The sequence below is a fragment of the Paracoccus sp. UBA889 genome, from assembly GCA_002294185.1.
Taxonomy (GTDB): Bacteria; Pseudomonadota; Alphaproteobacteria; order Rhodobacterales; family Rhodobacteraceae; genus Paracoccus.
The window spans coordinates 230,238-254,823 of sequence record DBFD01000050.1 but is presented as its reverse complement, the minus strand read 5'-3'; the positions used below and the strand labels follow the sequence as shown (position 1 = coordinate 254,823).

25 protein-coding genes and 1 tRNA gene are annotated in these 24,586 nt (G+C 68.0%); 15 read left to right on the top strand and 11 right to left on the bottom strand.

Translation table 11 applies throughout. From position 1 onward, the window contains the following. The 3 genes from B4L36_RS10960 to B4L36_RS10950 all read right to left on the bottom strand — a co-directional run. The coding region (locus B4L36_RS10960) for an NAD(P)-binding protein (RefSeq protein WP_292956789.1) at positions 1-579 on the bottom strand (579 nt) is incomplete at its 3' end. A 152-nt stretch (positions 580-731) separates the two neighbouring features. Then, complete coding sequence (locus B4L36_RS10955; RefSeq protein ID WP_414692171.1) at positions 732-1,535, bottom strand: undecaprenyl-diphosphate phosphatase; 804 nt, start codon at positions 1,533-1,535, stop codon at positions 732-734. Further along, positions 1,535-2,521, bottom strand: coding sequence for a complex I NDUFA9 subunit family protein (locus B4L36_RS10950; RefSeq protein ID WP_292956783.1), 987 nt, complete (start codon positions 2,519-2,521; stop codon positions 1,535-1,537). Before B4L36_RS10950 ends, B4L36_RS10955 begins: the two co-directional genes overlap by 1 nt. A 181-nt stretch (positions 2,522-2,702) precedes the next feature. On the opposite strand from B4L36_RS10950, the gene B4L36_RS10945 reads away from it, so the two are divergent. Further along, positions 2,703-2,787: transfer RNA gene (locus B4L36_RS10945), tRNA-Leu, on the top strand. Positions 2,788-2,861: 74 nt separating this feature from the next. Here B4L36_RS10945 and B4L36_RS10940 read toward each other — a convergent pair. From B4L36_RS10940 to mobA, 3 genes are all read right to left on the bottom strand, one after another. Next, positions 2,862-3,407: a DUF924 family protein gene (locus tag B4L36_RS10940; protein WP_292956780.1), complete on the bottom strand. Its 546-nt coding sequence runs from the start codon at positions 3,405-3,407 to the stop codon at positions 2,862-2,864. Between the two features lie 67 nt (positions 3,408-3,474). Further along, positions 3,475-4,236 carry a VOC family protein gene (locus B4L36_RS10935; protein WP_292956778.1) on the bottom strand — a complete coding sequence of 254 codons (762 nt, stop codon included), beginning with the start codon at positions 4,234-4,236 and terminating at the stop codon, positions 3,475-3,477. Beyond that, positions 4,233-4,853, bottom strand: coding sequence for a molybdenum cofactor guanylyltransferase MobA (gene mobA / locus B4L36_RS10930; protein WP_292956775.1), 621 nt, complete (start codon positions 4,851-4,853; stop codon positions 4,233-4,235). Before mobA ends, B4L36_RS10935 begins: the two co-directional genes overlap by 4 nt. Positions 4,854-5,018: 165 nt before the next feature. Between mobA and B4L36_RS10925 the strand changes: the two genes are divergently transcribed. The 4 genes from B4L36_RS10925 to B4L36_RS10910 are packed head-to-tail and all read left to right on the top strand — an operon-like array spanning position 5,019 to position 7,384. Continuing rightward, on the top strand, positions 5,019-5,705 hold the full coding sequence (locus B4L36_RS10925) for a MotA/TolQ/ExbB proton channel family protein (RefSeq protein WP_292956772.1): 687 nt from the start codon (positions 5,019-5,021) through the stop codon (positions 5,703-5,705). Then, entirely contained in the window at positions 5,702-6,094 is a 393-nt protein-coding gene (locus tag B4L36_RS10920) for an ExbD/TolR family protein (protein WP_292956769.1), read from the top strand. Before B4L36_RS10925 ends, B4L36_RS10920 begins: the two co-directional genes overlap by 4 nt. Positions 6,095-6,110: 16 nt before the next feature. Then, a complete protein-coding gene (locus B4L36_RS10915) occupies positions 6,111-6,479 on the top strand; it encodes a biopolymer transporter ExbD (RefSeq protein ID WP_292956766.1) in 369 nt (122 codons plus the stop codon). A 23-nt stretch (positions 6,480-6,502) separates the two neighbouring features. Beyond that, a complete protein-coding gene (locus B4L36_RS10910; protein WP_292956763.1) occupies positions 6,503-7,384 on the top strand; it encodes an energy transducer TonB family protein in 882 nt (293 codons plus the stop codon). A gap of 76 nt (positions 7,385-7,460) precedes the next feature. Here the strand turns inward: B4L36_RS10910 and B4L36_RS10905 are convergent, their stop codons facing one another. Then, on the bottom strand, positions 7,461-8,936 hold the full coding sequence (locus B4L36_RS10905) for a 2-isopropylmalate synthase (RefSeq protein ID WP_292956760.1): 1,476 nt from the start codon (positions 8,934-8,936) through the stop codon (positions 7,461-7,463). 120 nt (positions 8,937-9,056) lie between these two features. Between B4L36_RS10905 and B4L36_RS10900 the strand changes: the two genes are divergently transcribed. Beyond that, positions 9,057-10,715 carry an NAD+ synthase gene (locus tag B4L36_RS10900; protein WP_292956757.1) on the top strand — a complete coding sequence of 553 codons (1,659 nt, stop codon included), beginning with the start codon at positions 9,057-9,059 and terminating at the stop codon, positions 10,713-10,715. A gap of 234 nt (positions 10,716-10,949) precedes the next feature. On the opposite strand, the gene B4L36_RS10895 is transcribed toward B4L36_RS10900, so the two are convergent. The 3 genes from B4L36_RS10895 to B4L36_RS10885 form a co-directional block, all read right to left on the bottom strand. Next, positions 10,950-11,690, bottom strand: coding sequence for a glucose 1-dehydrogenase (locus B4L36_RS10895; protein ID WP_292956754.1), 741 nt, complete (start codon positions 11,688-11,690; stop codon positions 10,950-10,952). Positions 11,691-11,715: 25 nt separating this feature from the next. After that, positions 11,716-13,356, bottom strand: a complete 1,641-nt coding sequence (locus B4L36_RS10890) for an MFS transporter (protein WP_292956751.1) — start codon at positions 13,354-13,356, stop codon at positions 11,716-11,718. Positions 13,357-13,577: 221 nt separating this feature from the next. Continuing rightward, the gene (locus B4L36_RS10885) at positions 13,578-13,829 is read right to left on the bottom strand and encodes a GlsB/YeaQ/YmgE family stress response membrane protein (protein WP_292956748.1); all 252 of its coding nucleotides are present in this window, start codon (positions 13,827-13,829) and stop codon (positions 13,578-13,580) included. 302 nt (positions 13,830-14,131) lie between these two features. Here B4L36_RS10885 and B4L36_RS10880 point away from each other — a divergent pair, with 302 nt between their 5' ends. The 3 genes from B4L36_RS10880 to B4L36_RS10870 all read left to right on the top strand — a co-directional run bounded on the left by B4L36_RS10880 (position 14,132) and on the right by B4L36_RS10870 (position 16,887). Further along, the gene (locus B4L36_RS10880; RefSeq protein ID WP_414692170.1) at positions 14,132-14,974 is read left to right on the top strand and encodes a L,D-transpeptidase; all 843 of its coding nucleotides are present in this window, start codon (positions 14,132-14,134) and stop codon (positions 14,972-14,974) included. A 121-nt stretch (positions 14,975-15,095) separates the two neighbouring features. After that, a complete protein-coding gene (locus B4L36_RS10875) occupies positions 15,096-15,923 on the top strand; it encodes a hypothetical protein (protein ID WP_292956745.1) in 828 nt (275 codons plus the stop codon). Between the two features lie 43 nt (positions 15,924-15,966). After that, a complete protein-coding gene (locus B4L36_RS10870) occupies positions 15,967-16,887 on the top strand; it encodes a lytic transglycosylase domain-containing protein (RefSeq protein WP_292956742.1) in 921 nt (306 codons plus the stop codon). A gap of 15 nt (positions 16,888-16,902) precedes the next feature. On the opposite strand, the gene B4L36_RS10865 is transcribed toward B4L36_RS10870, so the two are convergent. Continuing rightward, a complete protein-coding gene (locus B4L36_RS10865) occupies positions 16,903-19,104 on the bottom strand; it encodes a primosomal protein N' (RefSeq protein WP_292956739.1) in 2,202 nt (733 codons plus the stop codon). Positions 19,105-19,423: 319 nt separating this feature from the next. On the opposite strand from B4L36_RS10865, the gene fsa reads away from it, so the two are divergent. The 6 genes from fsa (at position 19,424) to B4L36_RS10835 (ending at position 24,403) form a co-directional block, all read left to right on the top strand. After that, positions 19,424-20,077 carry a fructose-6-phosphate aldolase gene (gene fsa / locus B4L36_RS10860; RefSeq protein WP_292956736.1) on the top strand — a complete coding sequence of 218 codons (654 nt, stop codon included), beginning with the start codon at positions 19,424-19,426 and terminating at the stop codon, positions 20,075-20,077. Between the two features lie 33 nt (positions 20,078-20,110). Further along, positions 20,111-20,824 carry a DUF484 family protein gene (locus tag B4L36_RS10855; RefSeq protein WP_292956733.1) on the top strand — a complete coding sequence of 238 codons (714 nt, stop codon included), beginning with the start codon at positions 20,111-20,113 and terminating at the stop codon, positions 20,822-20,824. A gap of 35 nt (positions 20,825-20,859) precedes the next feature. Further along, positions 20,860-21,759: a tyrosine recombinase XerC gene (locus B4L36_RS10850; protein WP_292956809.1), complete on the top strand. Its 900-nt coding sequence runs from the start codon at positions 20,860-20,862 to the stop codon at positions 21,757-21,759. A 211-nt stretch (positions 21,760-21,970) separates the two neighbouring features. Then, positions 21,971-22,546 carry a peptide-methionine (S)-S-oxide reductase MsrA gene (msrA, locus tag B4L36_RS10845; RefSeq protein WP_292956730.1) on the top strand — a complete coding sequence of 192 codons (576 nt, stop codon included), beginning with the start codon at positions 21,971-21,973 and terminating at the stop codon, positions 22,544-22,546. Next, positions 22,546-23,430: a 50S ribosomal protein L11 methyltransferase gene (locus B4L36_RS10840; RefSeq protein WP_292956727.1), complete on the top strand. Its 885-nt coding sequence runs from the start codon at positions 22,546-22,548 to the stop codon at positions 23,428-23,430. Before msrA ends, B4L36_RS10840 begins: the two co-directional genes overlap by 1 nt. A gap of 28 nt (positions 23,431-23,458) precedes the next feature. Further along, complete coding sequence (locus B4L36_RS10835; RefSeq protein ID WP_335661260.1) at positions 23,459-24,403, top strand: DMT family transporter; 945 nt, start codon at positions 23,459-23,461, stop codon at positions 24,401-24,403. The last annotated feature ends 183 nt before the right edge of the window (positions 24,404-24,586 follow it).

Here is a 24,586-nt window from a genome sequence, read left to right as displayed (position 1 = left end):
GCCGGGGATGCCATAGGTCAGCAACCCGCCCGCGCGGTCGTGACGGTCATAGATGGTGACCTGGAATCCCTGCTTGCGCAGCATGTCGGCGGCAGCAAGGCCGCCCGGCCCCGCGCCGATGATGCCGACGCTTTCGGCGCGTTCCCGACGCGGGACCGACGGCGTCACCCAGCCCCGGTCCCAGGCGGTATCGGTGATGTATTTCTCGACCGCGCCGATGGTGACGGTGCCGTGGCCGGATTGCTCGATCACGCAATTGCCCTCGCACAGCCGGTCCTGGGGGCAGATGCGGCCGCAGATTTCGGGGAAGGTATTGGTGGCCTGGCTGACTCGGTAAGCCTCTTCCAGACGGCCCTCGGCGGTCAGCCGCAACCAGTCGGGGATGTTGTTGTGCAGCGGGCAATGGCTCTGGCAATAGGGCACGCCGCACTGGCTGCATCGCCCGGCCTGCTCGGCAGCCTTGGCGGCGGCGTATTCGCGGTAGATTTCGTGAAAATCCTCGGCCCGTTCCGCCGCGGCGCGCTTTTCCGGCATCTCGCGCGGGGTCGAGACGAATGTCAACATCTTCTGCGTGGCCATGGCTGCGCAACCTTCCAAAGACAGAAACTCCCGCAGCCCGCATAAACCAAGGGCGCGGGAAATAAAAGTCAGTTACACTGACCTAAATTGAAGATTTCTGCCCCTGCACGACAAAACCTGACCAAACCGAGCCGGATTTGGGTCAGTAACACTTACCTACCAGCCGCAAGCGCCAGCAGGACAAGGCTTCCGGCGACGATTCTCCACCAGGCGAACAGCGCGTAACCGTTCTGCGAGACGTAACCCAGCAGCCACCGCACGACGAGGACCGCCGTCAGAAAGGCAAGCACGAAGCCGATGGCGATGTCCCCCATCGCCGCCGCGTCCAGCACATCGCGATTCTTGTAGAAGTCATAGACGAAGGCGCCCAGCATCGTCGGCATGGACAGGAAAAAGGAAAATTCGGCCGCCGATCGCCGGTCCGCCCCCAGAAGCAGCGCCGCGACGATGGTCGAACCGGACCGCGAGACACCGGGGATCATCGAAAGGGTCTGGATCACACCGATCTTGAAGGCCATCGACAGCGGGAACTCGTCGGCCCGTTGATAGCGCGGGTTTTTTGCCCAGCGATCGACGAAAAGCAGCACGATTCCGCCCAGGATCAGCATGACGGCGATCAGCACGGGTGTCTCGAACAGGACCTTCTTGATGATATCGTAGGCCGCGACGCCGACGACCACCGCCGGAGCGAATGCCAGCAGCACCGCCGCGATGAAGCGGCGCGACCTGGCGTCGCGCGGTGCTGTGGAAAGGTAATACCAGATCCGCGCCGAATAGACGCTGAGGATGGCCAGCACCGCGCCAAGCTGGATCATCACCTCGAAGGCGCGGCCGGGCGAGGCGAAGCCCAGGAAATACCCGGCCAGCAGGACATGGCCGGTCGAGGAAACGGGGATGAATTCGGTCAGGCCCTCGAGAATCCCGAGGACCGCAGCGCCAATCGGATCGGATTCCATCACAGGCTCCGCAGGTTCTTGGCGGAATCCTTGATCGCGTCATATTGCCCGGACGGGCGAAAGCGCCAAAGATAATCGTCCAGCACCGCCTCGACGGCGGTCGGCTGGATTCCCAGATCCTTCAGACCTCTGGCCTCTGGCGAAACGACATTGTCCTGACGCAACAGCGCAAGCTGGTCGCGGCTGAGCACGGTATTGGTGAACATCCCGCCAGACACGTATTGCGCCCCGTCCAGCATCGTCGCACCGATCCGGGCGATCCAGAACGGCATGTTCAGGACCAGCCTGCGGCGGTGAACGACGGTCAGGGTCCGGGCGACGATTTCGCGCAGGGTCATCACGTCGGGGCCACCCAGTTCATAGATTCCGGGTTCCGCCTCTCCGGTGGCGCCCTTTGTCGCGGCCAGTGCAACGTCATCGACGAAGACCGGCTGCATCCGCGTCCTCGCCCCCGCGATGGGCATGACCGGCCCCAGCCGCGACATCGCGGCAAAGCGGTTGAAGAAGTTGTCGCCGGACCCGAAGATCACCGAGGGCCGCAGGATCACTGCATCGGGCCGGTGTTCCAGCACCGCCGCCTCGCCCCGCGCCTTGGCTGCGACATAGCGGCTGTCCGAGTCGGGATCCACGCCGATCCCCGAAATGTGGACGATCCGCGCCACCCCCGTCTCGGCCGAAATTCGCGCGATATGGGACGCACCCTCATCAAAGATATTGTCGAAGGTGCTCTTGCCCTGCGCCTGCGTGATGTTGACGCAATTGACCACCGCCTCGGCATCCGACATCGCGGCGCGGACCGACAATTCGTCGCGGATGTTGCAAAGGACCGGCACAACCTGACCGACCGCGCCGTAGGTGCGTGTGAACAACGCCTCGTCGGGTCGGCGCACGGCGATCCGCACACGCCAGCCGCGCTTGGCCATCAGCCGCGCGACCTGTCGGCCGACAAAGCCCGACCCGCCATAGATCGTGACCAGTTTCGCCATGAGCGCTGCCTCCTTCGTGCCGCCTGTCGCTGCGATCAATAGCCAAGCCGGCGCCCGCCGACAAGCCGCAGCCTGCCCGGCGCGGTCCGGGCCGCGCGGCGACGTGAAGCGGCGGCGAAAATTTTCGCGCGGCCCCATTGACGCCCTCGGCGACTGGCTTTAGAGACCCCGCTCACCACCTGCCCAGGTGGCGGAACTGGTAGACGCGCACGGTTCAGGTCCGTGTGCCGCAAGGCGTGGAGGTTCGAGTCCTCTCCTGGGCACCACAAAAATCCTGCCGTTCGCAAGAGCGGCGGGATTTTTCGTTTCCGGCGCAGGCGTTTCGCGCCCGCGTCGCGGTTCAGAACCCCTGATGGGTTTTCAGGAACTCGGTCTCGTCCGGTGTCGATTCGCGCGCCAGGACCGCGTTGCGATGCGGAAAGCGGCCGAAGCGGGCGATGATTTCGCGATGTTGGCGGGCGAACCGCAAAGAGCTTTCGTCGCCCAGAGCCTCGTAAAGCCTGACCGCGCGATCCTGATCCTGCAGATCCTCGCTGTGCATGAAGGGCAGGTAAAAGAACTGCCGCGCGGTCGCCTCCACCTGCTGATCGAAACCATGATCCAGCGCGGCGCCCGCATGCCGCAGCGCCAGATCGTTGCTTTCAAAGCTGCGCCCCGATCCGCGGAACATGTTGCGCGGGAACTGGTCCAGCACGATGACAAGGGCCAGAGCCCCCTGCGGATCCCGCATCCAGTGGTCCAGCCGGCCGCCATGCGCCGCCTCGTAGGTTTCGCCGAAAAGCTGGATGATCCGGCGGTCGATCTGGTCCGACTTCTTGAACCAGTGGCTGCGCATCTGGTCCGAGAACCAGAAATCGTGGATATCCTGAGCGGTCTTGATCGCCATCGCCGGGCCCTTCCGTCGCATATTTCGCCTTGCTCAGCCTCGGTCCTGCGCTGCCGGGTTGCAAGCGTCAGGCGACGCGAAAGCGCGTACCCCAGGGATCGGTCATCACCGCGCCCGAACGCGCCGGATCGGCCAGCACCACCTCGGCCAGTCCGGCCATCGCCGGATCGCGGTGGCCGGCGGCGCGGCTGTTCCAGACATTGCAGGCCAGATGATGGTGATAGCCGTCCCAGCCATACCAGGCCCCGCCCGGAGCCTCGAATGTCCGGTTCAGCCCCAGATCGCCCCGCATGAAATCCTCTGCCGGCGGCAGTTCGCCCACCTGCAAATGGACATGGCCGACAAGGCTGTCTTCGGGCGCCCCCCGCCACGGCCCGTCCGCCACGCCGGCCAGATCGTCCAGATCCAGCCGGCGGGTGAACATCCCGATCCGGTCGCCGTCGCGATTCCATTGGTCCGCGGGACGATCGCGATAGATTTCGATGCCGTTGCCCTCGGGGTCATCCAGATACAGCGCCTCGCTGACGCCATGATCGCTGGCCCCGCTCAACCGTGTTCCGGTGCTTTCCGCGTGACGCAACCAGCGCGCCAGATCGGCGCGGCCGGGCAGCAGGAAGGCGGTATGAAACAGCCCCGCATGGCGCGGATCGCGCGGTTTCGCGGCCGGATCGGCGCGCAGTTCCAGCAGCAGCCGCCCGCCCGCGCCCAGCCGGCGGGTTTCGCCGTCGCCGCCCAGCGGCGCAAGGCCGATGACCGCCTGGTAAAAATCCGCCATGCCGGGCAGGTCGCGCACGGTCAGCGCGACATGATCGATTCCGCGTTTCGTCATCCGGAGCTCCTTTCGCCGGGGCCGGCGCGGGCCCGCGCCAGATCCTCGGGTGTGTTGATGTTGAAGAAGGGATCGATCGCGGCCGTTTTCCAGACCGCGCGTCCGGCATCGTGACGCGCAGCGAAATCGCGCAGCCGCCGTTGTCCCGCCTTCAGGAACCGGCGCAGGGGATCGCGCAGCGCGACGGGCCAGAGGCCGAAGGTCGGATGATCGGCCAGCGCGCCCGAGGCATCTTGCGTGGCGGCGATGACCGGCCCGGCATCCGTCCGCGCGCGCGCCAGGCGCGTGGCCAGATCCGCGGGAAAGAAGGGGGTGTCGGCGGCGACGCTGACCACGCTGGCCGCCCCGACGGCCGCCGCCCATTCCATCCCCGCCAGGATCCCCGCCAGCGGACCGGGAAATCCGGGCAGGTCATCGGCCAGAACCGGCAGGCCGAACGCGGCGAATCGCGCCGGATCGCCATTGGCGTTCAGCGCCAGCGGACCGCATTGCCGCGACAGCCGCACGATGACATGGGCCAGCATCGGCCGACCGCCCAGATCCAGCAGCGGCTTGTCGCCGCCGCCCATCCGGGTGGCGCGGCCTCCGGCCAGGATGATCGCGGGAAAACGCTCCATCGCGCAAGCCTGCCCGCAGCCATGAGCCGCTGCAAGACCCCGCCGATGCGCGCGCCGCATTACTTGACAAATTTAGTCGAAAACCCTAGCGCGACTTGAAAGGCCAGTGTTCCGCTTGCCCCGCGCAGGTTTTCCGCCAATCCTGCCCCGAACCGGAGTTGAGTCATGTCCGATCTAGGATCGAGCCTTGCCGCGCTGCCGCCGATCGGCCTGATTCGCGATGGCGGCTGGACGATGTGGCTGATCGCGGCGCTGTCGGTCGCCACGCTGGCGGTGATCCTGTGGAAGCTGTGGGCGCTGTGGCGTCTGGGCGTCTGGGGCGGCCGCCATTCGCGCCGGGCGCTGGAATTGTGGATGCAGGGCCGCCATGCCGAGGCTTTGGCCGCGGTGAGGAACCGCCCCTCGGCGCGCGCGCGCGTGGCGCAGGCGGCGATAGGCACCTCGCTGGATCCGGCCATCGGCGAAAAGGCCGCGCGCGAAGAAACCACCCGCATTGCCCGCCAGACCCTGTATCGCGCGCGCGAGGGATTGCGGGCGCTGGAACTGATCGCGACCATCGCGCCGCTTCTGGGTCTGCTGGGCACGGTGCTGGGCATGATCGCGGCCTTCCAGGTGCTGCAAAGCTCGGGCAACCGGGCCGATCCCGCGGATCTGGCGGGCGGCATCTGGGAGGCGCTGCTGACCACCGCCGCCGGCATGGCCGTGGCGATTCCGGCGGGCGTGGCGCTGAGCTGGTTCGAATCGGTGGCCGACCGGTTGCAGGCCGATCTCGAGGATCTGGCGACGCGGATCTTCGTGCGTAGGCCGGCACCCGGCCGCCCCGCCGCCCGGCTGTTCGAGGCGGCGGAATGACCGGCGGCTTCGATTTCGGGCCGCGCCGGCATCCACGGCGCATGTCGCTGACGCCGATGATCGATGTCGTTTTCCTGCTGCTGATCTTCTTCATGCTATCGTCGCGTTTCGGCATGGATACGGTCCTGCCCATCGCCGGCGGGGCCGGCGGCGGCGAAAGCGCATGGCAGGGCGCGCCGCGGCTGGTCAGGATCGGCGCCGATGATCTGGCGTTGAACGGCGTAGCGGTCGCAGCCGCCGATCTTGCCGCGGCGCTGGCGCCGCTGATGCCGCAGGATGGCGGCGCGGTGATCCTGCGGCCGGCGCCGGGCGCCGATCTTCAGCGTGTCGTGTCGGTCATGGACCTGCTGCGCGACGCGGGATTTGACGACCTGATCCTTGTGGAATAGGCCCGTGCGCATCGACATGCCCCCCCGCAGGCGCCGCGGCGAATCGATCATCCCGATGATCAATGTCGTCTTCCTGCTGCTGATCTTCTTCCTGCTCACCGCGCAGATCGCGCCGGCGCCGCCATTCGATGTGACACCGCCCGACAGCCGATCGGACATCCCCGCGCAGGCCCGGGGCGTTCTCTATGTCTCGGCCGGGGGCGAACTGGCCTATGATGCGGCGCGCGGCGAGGCGGTCTGGCCGCTGATCGCGGCGCGGACCGATGAAGGTCCGCTTGAAATCCGCGCCGACGAGGCGGTGGAGGGGGTCCGGATCGCACGCCTGCTGAAACGCCTTCGCACCGCTTCTGATGCGGACCTGCGGCTCGTGGTCGGCGGGGGCTGACGCTGGTGCGCAGATTTCTCGAGATGGCCGGGTTCATCACCATTGCAGCCGCGCTGCACGTCTCGGCGGGCGCGATGCTGCTGCCGCGCGACGCCGCGCGGGGCGAGGCGCGGGACGCGGCGGCGCCTGCGCGATTGTCGGCGGGCGGTCCCGCGATCCGGCAGATGGTGTCGCAATGGTCGGCCCCGCCCGAGGTTCAGACGAAGCCCGTCCCCGACACCGTCCAGCCAGCCGCGCCAGAGGAGGCGCCGATTCGTCCGCGGGCCGCCGGACCGCCGCTGGTGGCGGACGCGATGCCGCAATCTGCGACGACACCCCCGCCCGAGCTCCGCCCGAACCTGCCCCCGCCGCCTGTGGAACCGGCGGCGCAGATCGACAGCACGGCGCTGCCCGACCTTCGACCCTTGCAGCCGCCCGCTATCGAGGCCGCGTCGGCCTTGACGCTGACCGCCTCGGATCGCCCGGCCGCCCGTCCCGGCCCGACGCCACAGCCGGAACCGCGGCGGCAGGTGCAGCCCGAGCCGCGCGATCCGCAACGGCAGGCCGTGCCGGCAAAGGCGGGTCAGGGCGGGCAGATGCAGGCCAGCCCTGAGGCTACCGGCGGCGGCGGCGGTATCAGCCCGCAGCAACTGGCCCGGATCGAGGCAAGCTGGCGGCAGCAGATCGGCGCCTGCATGGCGCGCAGCGTCTCTCGCGTGTCGGGCGGGCGCGGGGCACGAATGGCGGTGAATTTCGTCGTCGGCCGGAACGGGCGCGTGCAAGGCGCGTCGCTCAACGGCTCCTCGGGCGACGCGCGCGTCGATCAGCAGGTTCTGCGCGCGGTCCGCAGGGCGCGCTGCCCCGCCGCCCCGCCCAGCCTGGCGCAGCGGCAATTGTCGTTCCAGCAGCCCTTCGCGATTCGCTGATCGCGATCCGGCGAAGCGGCAGGGCCGACAGGCGCCCGGCCCGCGGGGCGGACAAACCTCGGTGGAGGGGGACCATTCATCCTTCGGGCGCGGGCGCTTCGGCATCGCCGGAGGCTGCGCCGCCGCCGCCCGCCTCGCCCTTGGCCGGGGCGGGCTGGGCGTCGATCAGGCGGTTGTCCTCCCATTCGCCGGCGGCAACCTGCCCGCTGGCATAGCGCATCACGCCCTGGCCCTGCCGCTTGCCGGCCGCGAAATGGCCCTCGTAGCGATCCCCATTGGCATAGGTCGCAACGCCCTGACCGTCGATCTCGCCCGCCTTCCAGCCGCCTTCATAGACGAAGCCGTCCGGCGTGGTCAGCTTGCCCTGACCCTCGCGCAGGCCAGCCACGAAGGCACCGGTATAGACCGTTCCATCGGCATAGGTCGCCTGACCCTCGCCATGGCGCTGGCCGTCCTTCCAGGCGCCGTTATAGACATAGCCGTCGGGATAGGACATGCGCCCCTGCCCGTCATTGCGCGCGTTCCTGAAATTGCCTTCATAGACCATGCCGTTGGCATAGCGGGCCTTGCCCTCGCCCTCGATCACCCCCTCGGCCCACTGCCCTTCATAGGTCGAGCCGTCGGGATAGGTGATCTTGCCGGACCCGTCCGGCCGGTCGTTCTTCATCTGGCCGACATAGACCGAACCGTCGGGATAGGTGATCTGGCCCTGCCCCTCCATCCGGCCCTCGACCCAGTCGCCGCTGTAGACATAGCCATCGGTGCCGGTGAAGGTGCCCTTGCCGTGACGGCGGTCGGCCTTGAAGCTGCCGTCATAGACATCGCCATTGGCATAGGTCGCAACGCCCTGGCCCTCGCGCTGGCCGCGCTGCATCTGCCCCTCGTATCGGTCGCCCGAGGCCTGGACCAGCACCCCCGTTCCCGACATTTGCCCGGCCGCCCAGATGCCGTCATAGACCATGCCGTCGGCCATGGTCAGCTTGCCCTTGCCGGCCCGCTGTCCGGCCAGCATCCCGCCTTCGTAGACCGCGCCGTCGGGATAGGTGATCCGGCCCTGCCCCTCCTTGACGCCGGCATTCCACTGGCCCTCGTATTTGTAGCCGTTGGGCTGGGTCAGCGTGCCCTTGCCCTGATGCAGTCCCTTGACGAACTGGCCCGTGTAGACGCTGCCATTGGCGTAGCGCGCCACCCCCTCGCCGGTGATCTCGCCGGCGATCCAGTCACCCTCATAGGTGCCGCCATCGGGATAGGTGATCTTGCCGCGCCCCTCGGGCTTGCCCTTGACGAACTGGCCGACATAGACCGATCCGTTGGGAAAGGTGGCCTTGCCCTGCCCCCGGATCTCGCCCTCGACCCAGTCGCCCTCGTAGACATAGCCGTTGGGCAGCGTATAGGTGCCCTGCCCGTGCTGACGGCCGTTGCGGAACGTGCCTTCGTAGACACCGCCATCATCGTATTGCTTGGTGACGACCTGCGCATCCGCGCCGCTTGCGCCCGCCATCAGCGCCAAAGCCAATGCACCCGCCGTCGCCGCTGCCGCTGCCCGTTTCATCGCCACGCCCTTCGTCTTTTGCCAAAGGTCTAACCCATGGCCGCGCCGCGCGCAAAGCCCGACTTTCCCTTTCCGGCGCCATCCCCTATCACGGGCGCGAGAGAAGCCCGGGGCCACGCCATGACCGACCGTTTCCGCCTGACCATCGGCCAGTTGAACGCCACCGTGGGCGATCTGCCCGGCAATGCCGCCAAGGCACGCGACGCATGGCAGGCCGCGCGCGAGGCCGGCGCCGACATGCTGGCCCTGCCCGAGATGTTCATCACCGGCTACCAGACCCAGGATCTGGTGCTCAAACCCGCCTTCACCGAAGACGCCATGGCCCGGATCATGCGGCTGGGCGCGGATTGTGCGGATGGTCCCGCCCTGGCCATCGGCGGTCCGTGGCGCGACGGCGACGGTCTCTATAATGCCTGGTTCGTCTTCAGGCAGGGCAAGCTGGTCGCCCGCGTGCTGAAACACCACCTGCCCTACAAGCAGCTTTTCGACGAATTGCGCCTGTTCGACAGCGGCCCGATCAGCGGCCCCTATCCGGTCGGACCCGCCCGCATCGGATCGCCGATCTGCGAGGACGGCTGGTATCCCGACGTGACCGAGACGCTGGCCGAGACCGGGGCCGAGATCCTGATCGTGCCGAATGGCAGCCCCTATCATCGTGACAAGCTGGATCTGCGCATGGGCCACATGGTCGGTCGCGTGATCGAAACCGGCCTGCCGCTGGTCTATGTCAACATGGTGGGCGGCCAGGACGACCAGATCTATGACGGCGCCAGCTTCGTGCTGAATCCCGGCGGCAGGAAGGCGGTCCAGTTGCCGCCCTTCACCGAGATGCTGGCCCATGTCGATTTCATCCGCACGGGCGAAGGCTGGCAGGCCCAGCCGGGCCTGATGGCGCCGCAACCCGATGCCTGGGAACAGGATTATCAGGCGATGATGCTGGGCCTGCGCGAATATCTGCGCAAATCCGGCTTTCGCAAGGTCGTGCTGGGCCTGTCGGGCGGCGTCGATTCGGCGCTGGTGGCCACCATCGCCGCCGACGCGATCGGGCCGGAAAACGTCCGCTGCGTGATGCTGCCATCGCAATACACCTCGCAGGCCAGCCTGGATGATGCCGCCGATTGTGCACGGCGTCTGGGCACGCGGCTCGATACCGTCCATATCGAAGGGGCCCGCGACGCGGTGACCGATGCGCTGGCCCATCTGATGGCCGGCACCGCGCCCGACACCACCGAGGAAAACATCCAGTCCCGCCTGCGGGGCGTGATGCTGATGGCGATCAGCAACAAGTTCAACGAGATGCTGCTGACCACGGGCAACAAGTCCGAGGTCGCGGTCGGCTACGCCACGATCTACGGTGACATGGCCGGCGGCTATAACCCGATCAAGGATCTCTACAAGACCCGCGTGTTCGAGACCTGCCGCTGGCGCAACGCCAATCACCGCGACTGGATGATGGGTCCGGAGGGCGAGGTGATTCCGCCGCAGATCATCGACAAGCCTCCCTCGGCGGAGCTGCGCCCCGACCAGAAGGATCAGGATTCGCTGCCGCCCTACGAGGTGCTGGACGCGATCCTCGAAGGGCTGGTCGAAAAGGATCTGGCCCTGAAGGATCTGGTCGCCCGGGGCTTTGACGCCGAAACCGTCAGGAAGGTGGAAACGCTGCTCTATGTCAGCGAATGGAAACGCTATCAGGCCGCGCCCGGCCCGCGTATCTCGACCAGGGCCTTCTGGCTGGACCGGCGCTATCCGCTGGTCAACCGCTGGCGCGACGAGGTGTAGACAAAAAAGGGGGCTCCGCCCCCGTCCCTTCGGGACTCCCCGGGGATATTTCACGACCAAGGCAAAATGGAAAACGCCTCATCCGCGCGGGATGAGGCGCCTGCTTCGGGGGCGGTCATCGGCATCCCCGCCCGAACCGCAAGACAATTCATATGCTGCCAGGGTCGGGGAAAGGCGAACCGCCTGCTTTGAACGGCGAATAACCCGCCGGGGTGCAAAACGCCGGCCGCGCCATCAGATGCAACGGCCGCCATCCACCTCCATCGCGACGCCGGTGATCATCGAGGCCTCGTCCGAGGCCAGGAAACAGGCGGCGTTGCCCAGATCCTCGGGTGTCGAGAAGCGGCCCAGCGGGATCGTGGACAGGAATTTAGCCCGCATCTCGGGCGTGTCCTCGCCCATGAAACTTTTCAGCAGCGGCGTTTCGCCCGCGACCGGGTTCAGCGCGTTCACCCGGATGCCGAAAGGGGCCAGTTCCACCGCCATGGCGCGGGTTGCGGTGATCAGCCAGCCTTTCGAGGCATTGTACCAGTTCAGTTTCGGCCGCGGCGAAACCCCCGCGGTCGAGGCCACGTTCACGATGGCGCCCCGCCCGGCCTGCTTCATCAGCGGCACGATCTTGCGCGCGATCAGATAGATCGACTTGCAGTTGATCGCCAGAACCCGGTCGAAATCGGCTTCGGAAACCTCTTCCATCGGGGTAGGCAGATGGGTGACGCCGGCATTGTTCACCATCACGTCGATCCGTCCATAGGCGTCGATGACCTCGGCCACCATCGCCCCGACGCTGCCCGCATCCGCCACATCGGCCCGGATCGCCCGGCCGCCGATCCGGGCCGCGATCTCGCGGGCGGCAGCCTCGTTGATGTCGGCCACCACGACCTGCGCGCCCTCGGCCGCGAATTTCCGCGCGATCCCCGCCCCGAAGCCCGAGCCGCCGCCGGTGACGATGGCCACCTTGTCCTGAAGTCTCATCTTCTTTCCCCTCTTTCCCCGTCTTTCAGGGCACCTCGATCTTGCCCATCAGCGGCACGTCATCCCGCTGACTGACGCTGTGCCGTTCGATCATGCGGTGCACGACGGGATCGCCCTCGCCCCGGTGCAGCGCGCGCAGCGCGACCGTGACCTCGGCATCGGTCTTGGTGCGGCGCAGGTTGTGGCGGACATATTCGTCCCAGGTGGCGATGTGATAGCTTTCCGACCACAGGTCAGGATGTTCCAGATCGCGCAGAAGGGCCCAGTTCCGGGCTCCGTCGCGCCGGCGGATGTTGCGCCGCTGGCGCATGAGGCGCAGGAACTCGGCCACGTCGTCCTGCGCGATGCGGTAATCGACCATGATCATGATCGGCCCCGATCGCCCACGCAAATCCAGCCGCAGGGCCGGTTCGCGAAAGCGGTTCACCGGGTCCAGATCGGCGGTGCCGAATTCGGGGGCCTTGAACCAGACGCCGATGAGGGCGCCGAACAGCAGCACGAAGCCGGCAAGGGTCAGCGCCGTGCCGGTCCCCTCGGCCCCGGCGACGCTGCCCCAGACCCAGGATCCGGCCGCCATGCCGCCGAAGGTCAGGGTCTGATACAGCGCCAGCGCGCGCGCCACGACCCAGCGGGGCGTGGACAATTGCACCGTCACGTTGAACAGCGACAGCGCCAGCACCCAGGACGCGCCCGCAGGCAGCATGGCCAGCGCGTGCAGCCAGAGCGAACCGGTCTGCCCCAGCACGATGGCCGAACCGGCGAAGCCTGCGAAGGCCAGACGCACGATCATCTCGTTGTCGTGGCGCGCGCGGATGCGCGGGCTCAGCACCGCGCCGGCGATCGCGCCCAGCCCATAGCAACCCAGAAGGAAGCCGAACAGCAGCGAGCCGCCCTGGGGCTGGCTCTTGGCGACCAGCGGCAGCAGCGCCAGCACCGAGACGGCGGCAAAGCCGAACAGGGCGCCGCGCAGGATCACCCGCATCAGGTTGGGCGACAGCGCGACATAGCGCAGGCCCGCCGCGACGGCGGGGCCGAAGGCTTCGGGCGGGGCGTTGCGCGGGGCGATGCCGGGCTTCCAGCGGCTCAGCGCCGCCAGCAGCGGAACATAGCTCAGCGCATTGACGGCAAAGGCGGCGGCGGCACCGAAGGCGGCCACGATGATCCCGCCCGCGGCCGGGCCGACGCTGCGCATCATGTTGAAGCCGACCGAATTCAGCGTCACCGCCGAGGGCAGGTCGGCGCGCGGCACCAGATCGCCCATGCTGGCCTGCCAGGGCGGATTGTAAAGAGCCTGCCCCGCCCCGATCAGGAAGGTAAAGGCCAACAGCATCCACGGCGTCAGCCAGCCCTGCCAGGCAACGATGGCCAGGATCACCGACACGCCCGCCATCAGGCATTGCGCCGCGACCAGCAGCGTCTTGCGGTCGAAGATGTCGGCCAGCGCGCCCGAGGCGATGGCAAGCAGCATGATCGGCATCGTGTTGGAGGCCTGGACCAGTGCGATCAGCGTCGCGCTGTCGGTCAGTTGCGTCATCAGCCAGGCCGCGCCGACCGCCTGGACCAGCCCGCCGAAATTGGACACCAGGGTCGCGCTCCAGAGCATGCGGAAGTCGCGATGGCGGAACGGCGCGAGGGCCGAGGGGCGGGGCGCGGTGGGCTCGGACAAGACTTTGCCTGTATCGGGTTTGCCCGCAGCCTAGTCAGACCGGCCCGGAACGGCAATGCGGTCCGAAGCGGATCGCAGGCTGCGACGCGATCCGGCCTTTCGCCGATCTGCGCCGGGCTCGGGAAATCGGAGACGGAAGGACGTGGCCCCAAGCGAAAGCCCCCGGCGCCAAGAGGGGCCGGGGGAATCGAGACATCGGTGAGGTTGCCGCCCCCGCGGGGTCAGGCCCGGTTCACCAGCCGGATGATCAGCAACAGAATGACCGCGCCGATGGTGGCGTAGATGATCGAGCCGATGATCGAGCCTTCGGCACCGATGGCCAGCCCCATCGCAGGAAACAGGAAGGCCGCGATGACCGCGCCGACAATGCCCACCACAATGTTCATCAGCACGCCCTGGCCGTGCCCCTTCACCATGAGACCGGCCAGCCACCCGGCGATGGCCCCGACGATCAATGCAACGATAAGACCCATTGGACTCTGCCTTTCTGAAAGTTCGCGTTCATATTCTCGCACTTGCGTGAAACCAAACGCACGCTGATTTGTTCCCTTTTCGTAAAAACTTGATCGAGATGACGCCCATTGGCAACAAGACCGGCCGAATCGGCTTGATCGGAATGTGCATGGGTTGACGCTGTTCGCATGGGGCGGGCTGATGACCTCATGCAGGAATCACGGCCGGTTCTGCCGCCGGCGGTGACATCCGGAACGAACTCTTGCTGCCTGCGGCCGCGCCTCTGCCGGCGATGGTCCGCGACAAATGAAGGATTGAACGCATGCTGCGCCTCGTTTCCCTTGCTTCGGCGATTGCCCTTGGGCTTGCCGCCTGCGCGCCCACGACCCAGACGACATCCGCCTCGCTGCTGGCCGGTCCGCCGGTTCCGGCGGTCTATCAGGCCCGCACCGATACCGGGCCGCAGGGCGAGCCGGTCAATATCCCGGCCGTTCGCGCCGCCTATCTGACCGAACGCAACCAGCGTCAGCAGGTCGCCTATAACGGTCCGGAAGACCCCGGCACGATCATCGTCGATCCCTATGCGCGGGTTCTCTATTATGTCACCGCGCCCGGCGTGGCGATGCGCTATGGCGTCGCGGTCGGCCGCGCCGGCAAGGGCTATAGCGGCACGGCGACGATCCGGCGCAAGCAGGAATGGCCCGACTGGCGCCCGACCGACAACATGATCCGCACCGAACCCGAGCTTTACAGCCAGTTCGCCGGCGGATTGTCGGGCGGGCTGGACAACCCGCTGGGATCGCGCGCGCTGTATCTCTACGAGGGCGGCCGCGACACCTATTACCGCATCCACGGCACGATGGATCCGTCCTCGATCGGCAAGGCCACCTCGGCCGGCTGCATCCGCATGTTCAACCAGGATGTCATGGATCTGTTCAACCAGGTCGAACTTGGCACCAAGGTGAAGGTGCGCAGCCAGGCCGAGAGCCTGCGCATCGAAGGCCCGATGCGCGAAACGCCCGAGGGTTACGTCCAGCCCGAGGGTGGTGGCATGGCGGCGGCCGATGCCGGCGTTCCCGGCGCCACGGCGGGCGGGGCGCCGACGACCACCGTCATCACCGCCAGCGGCGTTGCGCCGGTCGACAGCATGGGCTTCGCATACTGAGGCGGCCGCGCGACGCGACGTCTTGCAAGGCCCCGGCACCGCGCCGGGGTCTTTGCCGTTGCAAAGGGACGCGAATTTTCGCACCCTCCGACGCGTATTGCGCTGGGTCCAGGGGATTGGGATGCCGAATTACACCAAGCTGGAAAAGGAAATCCTGACGCCGGGTCAGGTCGCGCTGGTCGCGGCCAGCCGCGCCCCGGCGATCGGCGCGCTGAAGGATGCGGCGCTGTACCGCGCGATAGCCGAGATCGAGGCCGAGATGACCGGGGCCAGCGGCCCGGTCACCGAGGGCCGGCCCGGTGCGGCCGATCTTCTGGCCACGGCCCTGCGTCGGCTTCACCTCGAGCGGCGCAAGCGCAAGCTGCCCCTGGCGCCCGCTACCAAGGCCGCAGGGCAGCAGCCCGCCGGGGACAAGCCGTCGCGCGCTGTGGCATCGTCGGCCGCGCGCCGCGCCCCCGCGTCGAGCACGCGCAAACCGGCAGGGCGAGCCAAGGCCGAGACCCGCAAGACCGACCTGCGCACAGGCTCGCGCCGCGTGGCGAAGGCCAAGGCGCCCGCGACCCAGCCCGCATCTGCACCGGCACCGGCACCCGCCGCCCAGCCCGCGGCCCCGGCCGAACCGCCCGCCCCGACGGTCGCGCCCGACGCCTCGACGGCGGCCGCAAACGAAGCGAAGTCACTGCGCAAGGCCGCGCGCAAGGCTGCGCGCAAGGCCGAACGCAAGGCCGCGCGGCTGGCCCAGATGGAGGCCGAGAAAAAGGCCCGCACCGCAGAACGCAAGGCCGCCCGTCAGGCCGAAAGGGATGCGAAGAAAGCCGAAAAGCAGGCCGCGCGTGACGCCAGAAAGGCCGCCCGCAAGGCCGAACGCGCCGCCGACAAGGCCAAGATCGAGATCGCCGAGGCGGCGGTCGAACTGAAGAAGACCCGCAAGAAGGCGAAGAAGGGCTGAGTCCGGGCCGCAAGGCAGGCTCCTTTCGGAAAGAGAGATTGTCGTGACGCGCATCCTTGCGATCCTGGCGATCCTGCTTCTTCCAACCGCCCCGGTCGCCGCCCGGCCCGCCGTCGATGCCGTCCACGGCCGCCCCCCGGCCCGGCAAAGCGACGAGATCCGCTGCACCGATGACGGCCGCGATTGCGTGCGGCGGTCCCGCTATGTGGCGGATGTCTGCAAGCTGGTGGAACGCAATGCCGCGCAGCGCGGGCTGGATCCGAATTTCCTGGCCCGCCTGTTGTGGAAGGAAAGCCGGTTCGAGCCGGGCGCGATCAGTCCGGTCGGCGCGATGGGGATCGCGCAATTCATGCCTGAAACCGCCCGGCTTTACGATCTGGACGATCCGTTCAACCCGGCCCAGGCGATCTTCAAGGCGGCGTGGTATCTTCGCTATCTTACGGACATGACGGGCAATATCGGGCTGGCCGCGATTGCCTATAACGGCGGCGAGGCACGGGCGGCGCGGTTCATTGCCAGCGAAACCGTGCTGCCCTACGAGACGCAGGACTATGTCGAGGCGATCACCGGATTCAACGCATGGCGCTGGCGCGACAATCCGCCCGAGACGGCGGACCTGAAGCTGGCTCTGGATCCCGACCGGCCGTTCCGGCCGGCCTGCGAATCGCTGGCCGGCAATCGCGGCCTGCGCGAATTCGTCGTCGAGCCGCGCGTCTTTCCCTGGGGCGTGATCGTCGCCAGCCATCGCAGCCGCGCGGTCGCGCAGGGACAGGTGGCGCGGCTGAACCGGACGCTGCGCCCGCTTCTGGATGGCAGGCGCGTGGACTATGTCAGAAAGCGCCTGAGCGGAATCGCGCAGCCCGTCTATACCGCCCAGATCGGCTATGAAAGCCGGGGCGAGGCCTATGCCTTCTGCATCAGGCTGAAACGGCTGGGCGGCAACTGCATCGTGCTGAAGAACTGAACCGCGGCGCGCGGCCTACAGAAAGCTTTGCGGGTCGATATCCACCGCCAGCCGCAGGTTGGTCGGCAGCTTGTGCGGCGCCAGCCAGTCGGCGATGGCCGCTTGCAGCGGCGCCTGACGCGGGGCGTGGATCAGCATCCGCATCCGGTGACGCCCCCGGATGCGGGCGATGGGCGCGGGCGCCGGACCCCACAATTCGGCGCCGGCGTGATCCAGAGGTCCGGCATGGGCGGCAAGGTGGCGGGCGAAATCGCTGACCACGCCAAGGTCGGGATGCGACAGGATCACGCCCGCCAGCCGGCCGAAGGGCGGCATCCCGGCGGCCTGGCGGCCGGCGGCCTCGGCGTCCCAGAAAGCCTCGTCATGGCCCGACAGGATGGCGCGGATCACCGCGTGGCCGGGCTGGTGGGTCTGCAGCAGCGCAAGGCCCGGCGCGGCACCCGACTGGCGACCGGCCCGGCCCGCGACTTGCCGCATCAGCTGGAAGGACCGCTCGGCCGCGCGCAGATCGGCGCCTTGCAGGCCCAGATCGGCGTCAATCACGCCGACCAGCGTCAGGCGGGGAAAGTTGTGGCCCTTGGCGACGATCTGGGTGCCGATGATGATCTGGGTATCGCCATCGGCGATCCGGGCGATGGTGTCCTTCAGCGCGCGGGCCGAATGGAACAGGTCGGATGACAGGATCGTCGCCCTGGCGTCGGGGAAGGTCGCGGCGACCTCTTCGGCGATGCGTTCGACGCCGGGGCCGATCGGGGCCAGCCTGCCCTCGGCCCCGCAGGCGGGGCAGGCGGTCGGGATGGGGCGCGTCTCGCCGCATTGATGACAGACAAGGCGGTTCTGGAAACGGTGTTCGACCATCCGCGCGTCGCATTGATGGCAGCCGATCTGTTCGCCGCAGGCGCGGCAGACGGTGACCGGGGCAAATCCGCGCCGGTTCAGGAACAGCAGCGATTGTTCGCCGCGGGCCAGCCGCGTCTTGACCGCCCCTTCCAGCGTGGGCGAGATCCAGCGTCCTGCCGGCATCTCCTCGGCGCGCAGGTCGATGGCGGCCATGTCGGGCAGTTCCGCCTCGCCATAGCGGCTTCGCAGGTCCAGCCGGGCATATTTGCCGCTGGCCGCGTTGACCCAGCTTTCCAGGCTGGGCGTGGCCGAGGCCAGAACCACATGCGCCCCCGCGATCGAGGCGCGCAGCACCGCCATGTCGCGGGCGCTGTAATAGACCACATCCTCCTGCTTGTAGCTGCTGTCATGTTCCTCGTCGACGACGATCAGGCCCAGATCGTGGAAGGGCAGGAACAGGGCCGAGCGGGCGCCGACCACCAGCCCGACCTCGCCCCGGCCCGCCATGTGCCACAACCGGCGGCGTTCGGTCCGGGTGATACCGCTGTGCCATTCGCCGGGCCGCGCCCCAAAACGCTCCTCGACCCGGTCCAGGAATTCCGCCGACAGCGCGATCTCGGGCAGCAGGACCAGCGCCTGACGACCGGCGCGCAGGCATTCCGCGACGGCTTCCAGATAGACCTCGGTCTTGCCCGATCCGGTGACCCCGCGCAGCAGGGTGGTGCCATAGCCACCCTTGCGGATGGCGGCGCGCAGGGTGTCGGCGGCGGCCTGCTGATCGGGGGCCAGCGGCTTGCCGGGCCGACCGGGATCGAGGCGCGGATAGGGGGTATCGCGAGGAGCCTGGATCTCGGCCAGCGTGCCTTGTGCCACCAGGCCCTTGACGACCGAGGTGCCGACACCGGCCAGTTGGGCCAGTTCGGACGGCGCGAAACCGGCGCCGCCGTGGCGGGCGATGACGTCCATGACGCGGCTTCTCGCCTCGGTCATGCGCGCGGGCGGATCGCCGGCGGGCACGATGAGCCGGCGCGCGGCGGGCGGCTGGTCCAGGTCGGGGGCGCGGGTCGCCATGCGCAGCATCAGCGGCGGCGGGGTCAGGGTGTAGTCGGCGGCGCGGCTGAGGAAGTCGAGGAACCCCGGCCGGAACGGTTCGGCATCGAGGATCCGGGCCACGGGGCGCAGCTTGGCCAGGTCGAAATCGCCCCTGCCCTCGCCCCAGACCAGGCCCAGAACGCGGCGCGGCCCCAGCGGCACCAGCACCAGCGCACCCTGCCGCACGCCGTCTTCGGGGGCGAGGTAGTCCAGCACGCCGACCGGCTCGCAGGTCAGGACCGCGATGCGGGATCGGGGGGCGAGGAAGGCGGCGGGGTCGGGCATCATGCGCGATAAAGACGCCGGGGGATGCAGGTTGCAAGGGGTTCTCGACCGTCCAGGGCTTGCGGTCGGCCCGCACTGTATCAGCCCCGCCCCGGCCGCGCCCATCCGCCCCATGGGACCGGCGCCCGGACGCCGCCATGCGCGTGACATCGCATGCAAGGCATGCCCGGATCATGCATGGCCTGACACGATCATGGCTGCGCCCGCCCGCGGACGGCCGCAGCCCTTCGCGCCATTCCCGGGCGCGGCCCGCCGCCCCTTTCCGGGCCACGGCTTTTGCGCTATCACCCGGCCCGTAGCCTATCAGAGGAGCCGGGCCATGAAATTCTTTGTCGATACCGCCGATGTGGATGCCATCAGGGAGTTGAATGAGTTGGGTGTGCTGGACGGCGTCACCACCAATCCCTCGCTGATCCTGAAGGCCGGCCGCAACATCGAAGAGGTCACCCGCGAGATTTGCGATATCGTGGACGGACCCGTCAGCGCCGAGGTCGTCGCCGAGAAGGCCGAGGACATGATCCGCGAGGGCAAGCACCTGGCCAAGATCGCCGACAACATCGCCGTCAAGGTGCCGCTGACCTGGGACGGGCTGAAGGCCTGCAAGGCGCTGTCCAGCGAAGGCCAGATGGTCAACGTCACCCTGTGCTTCAGCCCCGCCCAGGCGATCCTGGCGGCAAAGGCCGGGGCAACCTTCATCAGCCCGTTCATCGGGCGGCTGGACGACATTCACCTGGATGGCGTGGACCTGATCGCCGATATCCGCGAGATTTATGACAATTACGGCTACGAGACGCAGATCCTCGCCGCCTCGATCCGTTCGGTCAATCACATCATCGAGGTCGCCAAGATCGGCAGTGACGTGATTACCGCACCTCCGGCCGTTATCAAGGCGATGGCCAAGCACGTCTTGACCGACAAGGGGCTGGAGCAGTTCACTGCCGATTGGGAAAAGACCGGTCAGAAGATCGGCTGAAACAGCCGCGGCAAGGCGGCGGAAAGGGGCAGAATGAGCGTCGAATCGACCGCCGAGGCACAGCAGGATCCGGGTCTGGATCCGGAAACCCGAGACCGGTTGCTGGCCGATCCGGGAATCCTGCTGGCCGATCGCGACCTGATGCGGGCGCTGGTCGCCGCCCGCGAATCCGAGATCGGCGAGAACGTGATCGACATTCGCGGCCGTGCGATGGAGGCGCTGGAGACCCGGCTGGACCGGCTCGAGTCGCAGCACGAGAACGTCATCGCCGCCGCCTATGACAACCAGTCGGGCACGGCGGTCGTTCATCGCGCCGTGGTCGGGCTGATGGAATCGGCCGATCTGACCGAGCTGGTGGACAGTCTCCAGGCCGATATCGCGCCGCTGCTGCGGGTCGAAACCCTGCGGCTGGTGGTCGAGGAAGAACCCGAGATCGCGCATCTGCCCGAGGATGTGGTGATCGCCCCCGAAGGCGCGTTGGGCCGGATTGTCACTGCGGGAAGGCGGGTGCCGCGCGGCGACGACATCGTGCTGCGACCGGCCTCGCCCATCACCCGCCCGATCCATGGCCGCGACGTGGCGTCCGAGGCGCTGCTGCCGCTGGATCTGGGCGCGCGGCGGCCGCGGGCGATGCTGGTCATGGGCAGCGCCGATCCGGCGCGCTTCATGCCCGCGCAGGGCACCGACCTGCTGCGCTTTTTCGGGCAGGTGTTCCGGCTGATCCTGCTGGGCCGCCTGAAATCGTGACCGCGGCGCCCGGCCCGCTGGCCCTTGCCCCCGCCATGGCGGCGGCCCTGGCGCGCTGGCTGGAAACCGAGGCCGCGACGCGCGACCGCTCCGATCATACGATCCGGGCCTATCGTGCCGACCTGCTGGCCTTCCTGGCCTTCCTGGGTGGCCATCAGGGCGCGCCCGCCACGCCGAAATCGCTGGCCGCGCTGCGACAGACCGACATGCGGGCCTTTGCCGCCGCCGAACGGGCGCGGGGACTGGGCCCACGGTCGCTTGCGCGGCGGCAATCGGCGGTGCGCAGTTTTCTGCGCTGGATCTCGGATCGCGAGGGGTTCGACCTGTCGCCCGCGCTGTCCAGCCGCAGCCCGAAATACGCCCGGTCGCTGCCCCGGCCGCTGTCGCCGGCCGAGGCGCGGGACGCGCTGGAAGTCGTGGCCGACGGGCATGGCAGCCCCTGGGTCGCGGCCCGCGACGTGGCGGTGATGACGTTGCTCTGGGGTTGCGGATTGCGGATTTCCGAGGCGCTGGCGCTGCACGGGCGCGACTGGCCCTTTCGCGAGGCGCTGACCATCACCGGCAAGGGAGGCCGGCAGCGGCAGGTGCCGATCCTGCCGGCCGCGCGCGCGGCGGTCGGAACCTATCTGGCGCAATGCCCGTGGCGGCTGGCGCCCGATCAGGCCCTGTTCCGGGGCGTGCGCGGCGGGCGCCTGGGACAGGACCAGATCGCCGGGGCGTTGCGACGGGCGCGGGCGTCGCTGGGCCTGCCGCCCAGTGCCACGCCACATGCCCTGCGCCATTCATTCGCCACACATCTGTTGGCCGCCGGCGGCGATCTGCGCACGATCCAGGAATTGCTGGGCCATGCCAGCCTGTCCACCACGCAGGTCTATACCGGCGTGGACGACGCGCACCTGATGGCGGTCTATCGCGCGGCGCATCCGCGCCGCTAGCGGCCGCGGCATCGCCGCTTCCGGTGGAACCGTCAGGCGGCTTGAACCGCCGCGCGCCGCTGGCCATGTCCTGGCCTGCACCTTCCGGCGCGACGCCACGGGGCCGTCGCGCCTCGCAGGGGGTTGAAGGCAGGGGAAAGATCGCGCCTTGTCGCGGCGAACCGGCGCGCGGGCAGGCGCGTTATGGCACAACGATCAGAAGGATGCGACGATGACGACTCATGCGATCTTCAACCGGCCGATGGATGCCGAGGTGCCGCACGGCCTGGATCAGGCGATCTTCGGGATGGGCTGCTATTGGGGGGCCGAACGGCTGTTCTGGCAACAGGACGGTGTCTGGCTGACCGAGGCAGGCTTTGCCGGCGGCTCGACCGAGAACCCGACCTATGAGCAGGTCTGCAAGGGCGATACCGGCCACGCCGAGGTGGTGCGCGTGGTCTTTGACAGTTCGCTGATCAGCTACGATCATCTGCTGCAATTGTTCTGGGAAAACCACGATCCGACGCAGGGCGACCGGCAGGGAAACGATGTTGGCCCGCAATATCGCAGCCTGATCATGGTCTTCAATTCCAGCCAGCGACACGCCGCCGAGGCCTCGAAGATCGATTACGGCAACCGGCTGGCGGTCGAGGGCTTTGGCAAGATCACCACGCAGATCATCGACAAGGGCGCGTTCTGGCCGGCCCCCGAGGCGCATCAGCAATATCTGGAAAAGAATCCCGACGGTTATTGCGGGTTGAAGGGGACAGGGGTAGAGGCGTCCCTGCCCAACCCGGACCCGATCTGATGCCCACCTTCACCGCCCTGACCCATCTTGCCGGCCGCGAACCCGCCGAGGCGCTGGCCGAGGCCTGCGAGGATCTGACCCCCGAACCCGTCGGCGCCGGCGTGTTCGAGATCGAGGACGGATCGGATCGCTGGGAGGTCGGGCTCTATTTCCTCGAAGCCCCGGACGAGGTGGCCCTGGCGCTGCTGGCCGCCGCATGGCGGGCCGAGCCTTTCGTGATCTCGGAACTGCCCGAGGTCGATTGGGTGGCCCATGTGCGGCGCGAACTGACACCGGTCGAGGCGGGTCGCTTCTTCGTCCATGGTGCCCATGATGCCGACAAGGTGCCCCAGGGCGTCGAGGCCCTGTGCATCGAGGCCGCGATGGCCTTTGGCACCGGCCACCACGGCACCACCAAGGGCTGTCTGGAGGCGCTGGACCGGCTGGCCGATGACGGCTACCAGGCGCATCGGATTGCCGATATCGGCTGCGGCACGGCGGTTCTGGCGATGGGGGCGGCACGGATCTGGCCGGTCACGGTCGTGGCCGGCGACATCGACCGCGTGGCGGTCGATACCGCGGCGGCCAATGTGATCGCAAACGGGCTGGACGGCCGGGTGGAATGTATCGAGGCCACGGGTTTCGATCATCCGATCCTGGAACAGGCCGCGCCCTTCGATCTGGTATTGGCGAACATCCTCAAACAACCGCTGATCGATCTGTCGCCCGAAATGGCGCGCCATGTGTCGCCCGGCGGCAAGATCATCCTGTCCGGGATCCTCGGCGATCAGGGGCAAGATGTCATCGCGGCCTATGAGGCGGCGGGATTTGCGCTGGACCGGCGCGACGATCTGGGCGAATGGGTCACATTGACGATGACCCGCCGGCCGGCCGGGCCGGCCTGATTGCATCGGCTGCAAGGCCGCGCTAGCCATGCGGGCCAGGGGGATGCGGGCCGATGCCGGAGATCACGAGATGAGCGCGCGGGCCGATATTCCGGCGCCGCACCCGGCCAATCCGCTGGTCGCGGCGGTCTGGATGCTGGGTGCGGTCGCGTCCTTCACCTCGATGGCGGTGGCCGGGCGCGCGGTGTCGCTGTCGCTGGACACGTTCGAGATCATGGCCTGGCGCTCGCTGGTCGGGATCGCGATCGTCGGCGGCCTGATCACGCTGCGCGGCCGCTGGCATGTCGTCAACCTGCGCGATCCGGGGCTGCACCTGGCCCGCAACATCTGTCATTTCACGGCGCAGAACCTGTGGTTCTTCGCGATCTTCTCGATCCCGCTGGCGCAGGTCTTCGCGCTGGAATTCACCGCGCCGCTTTGGGCGCTGGTGCTGTCGCGCTTCTTTCTGGGCGAACGGTGGACGCAGGCGCGGATGATTGCCGCCGCCCTGGGGTTCGCGGGTATCCTGCTGGTGGCGCGGCCGGGCGCGGCGCCCTTGACACCGGGCCTGATCGCGGCGGCGGGCAGCGCGGTGGGTTTCGCGCTGACCTATATCCTCACCAAGCAGCTGACCGCGCGGGTCGGCGTCGCCTGCATCCTGTGGTGGATGACGGTCATGCAGGCCGTCCTGGGCTTTCTCCTTGCCGGGCTGGACGGGGATGTCGCCCTGCCCTCGGGCCAGACGGCCTTGTGGATCGCGCTGATCGGCGGGGCCGGGCTGACGGCGCATTTCTGCATCGCCAACGCCCTGCGGCTGGCGCCCGCGACGCTGGTCATGCCGTTCGATTTCCTGCGCCTGCCGGTGATCGCGCTGGTCGGCATGGTGTTTTACGACGAGCCGATCGGACCTCTGGTCATCCTGGGCGCGACGCTGATCCTGACGGGAAACTATTTCAACATCAGGGCAGAGGCGCGCAGGCGGGCTGCGGTCTAAAGCGGTATGATTCCAGGTCGAAACGTATCCTGCCTTCTTGAAACATTGGCTGCATCCATTGGGTGAAAAGCAGTCGAGCAGAAGCCATTCCCTGCACATCAAGGTCATGTTCCGCTAACCGCCCGATCGGCGGGCGCGTCACGATCGCGATCGGCGGCTGCCGCCCTTGTCGCAAAGGCGCGA

What these genes read in the sequence shown, in the direction of transcription:
- B4L36_RS10955 (WP_414692171.1), bottom strand. Translation starts at nt 1,535, where the DNA reads ATGGAATCCGATCCGATTGGCGCTGCGGTCCTCGGGATTCTCGAGGGC.
- B4L36_RS10950 (WP_292956783.1), bottom strand. Translation starts at nt 2,521, where the DNA reads ATGGCGAAACTGGTCACGATCTATGGCGGGTCGGGCTTTGTCGGCCGA.
- B4L36_RS10940 (WP_292956780.1), bottom strand. Translation starts at nt 3,407, where the DNA reads ATGGCGATCAAGACCGCTCAGGATATCCACGATTTCTGGTTCTCGGAC.
- B4L36_RS10935 (WP_292956778.1), bottom strand. Translation starts at nt 4,236, where the DNA reads ATGACGAAACGCGGAATCGATCATGTCGCGCTGACCGTGCGCGACCTG.
- mobA (WP_292956775.1), bottom strand. Translation starts at nt 4,853, where the DNA reads ATGGAGCGTTTTCCCGCGATCATCCTGGCCGGAGGCCGCGCCACCCGG.
- B4L36_RS10925 (WP_292956772.1), top strand. Translation starts at nt 5,019, where the DNA reads ATGTCCGATCTAGGATCGAGCCTTGCCGCGCTGCCGCCGATCGGCCTG.
- B4L36_RS10920 (WP_292956769.1), top strand. Translation starts at nt 5,702, where the DNA reads ATGACCGGCGGCTTCGATTTCGGGCCGCGCCGGCATCCACGGCGCATG.
- B4L36_RS10915 (WP_292956766.1), top strand. Translation starts at nt 6,111, where the DNA reads ATGCCCCCCCGCAGGCGCCGCGGCGAATCGATCATCCCGATGATCAAT.
- B4L36_RS10910 (WP_292956763.1), top strand. Translation starts at nt 6,503, where the DNA reads ATGGCCGGGTTCATCACCATTGCAGCCGCGCTGCACGTCTCGGCGGGC.
- B4L36_RS10905 (WP_292956760.1), bottom strand. Translation starts at nt 8,936, where the DNA reads ATGAAACGGGCAGCGGCAGCGGCGACGGCGGGTGCATTGGCTTTGGCG.
- B4L36_RS10900 (WP_292956757.1), top strand. Translation starts at nt 9,057, where the DNA reads ATGACCGACCGTTTCCGCCTGACCATCGGCCAGTTGAACGCCACCGTG.
- B4L36_RS10895 (WP_292956754.1), bottom strand. Translation starts at nt 11,690, where the DNA reads ATGAGACTTCAGGACAAGGTGGCCATCGTCACCGGCGGCGGCTCGGGC.
- B4L36_RS10885 (WP_292956748.1), bottom strand. Translation starts at nt 13,829, where the DNA reads ATGGGTCTTATCGTTGCATTGATCGTCGGGGCCATCGCCGGGTGGCTG.
- B4L36_RS10880 (WP_414692170.1), top strand. Translation starts at nt 14,132, where the DNA reads ATGCTGCGCCTCGTTTCCCTTGCTTCGGCGATTGCCCTTGGGCTTGCC.
- B4L36_RS10875 (WP_292956745.1), top strand. Translation starts at nt 15,096, where the DNA reads ATGCCGAATTACACCAAGCTGGAAAAGGAAATCCTGACGCCGGGTCAG.
- B4L36_RS10865 (WP_292956739.1), bottom strand. Translation starts at nt 19,104, where the DNA reads ATGCCCGACCCCGCCGCCTTCCTCGCCCCCCGATCCCGCATCGCGGTC.
- fsa (WP_292956736.1), top strand. Translation starts at nt 19,424, where the DNA reads ATGAAATTCTTTGTCGATACCGCCGATGTGGATGCCATCAGGGAGTTG.
- B4L36_RS10855 (WP_292956733.1), top strand. Translation starts at nt 20,111, where the DNA reads ATGAGCGTCGAATCGACCGCCGAGGCACAGCAGGATCCGGGTCTGGAT.
- B4L36_RS10850 (WP_292956809.1), top strand. Translation starts at nt 20,860, where the DNA reads ATGGCGGCGGCCCTGGCGCGCTGGCTGGAAACCGAGGCCGCGACGCGC.
- msrA (WP_292956730.1), top strand. Translation starts at nt 21,971, where the DNA reads ATGACGACTCATGCGATCTTCAACCGGCCGATGGATGCCGAGGTGCCG.
- B4L36_RS10840 (WP_292956727.1), top strand. Translation starts at nt 22,546, where the DNA reads ATGCCCACCTTCACCGCCCTGACCCATCTTGCCGGCCGCGAACCCGCC.
- B4L36_RS10835 (WP_335661260.1), top strand. Translation starts at nt 23,459, where the DNA reads ATGCGGGCCAGGGGGATGCGGGCCGATGCCGGAGATCACGAGATGAGC.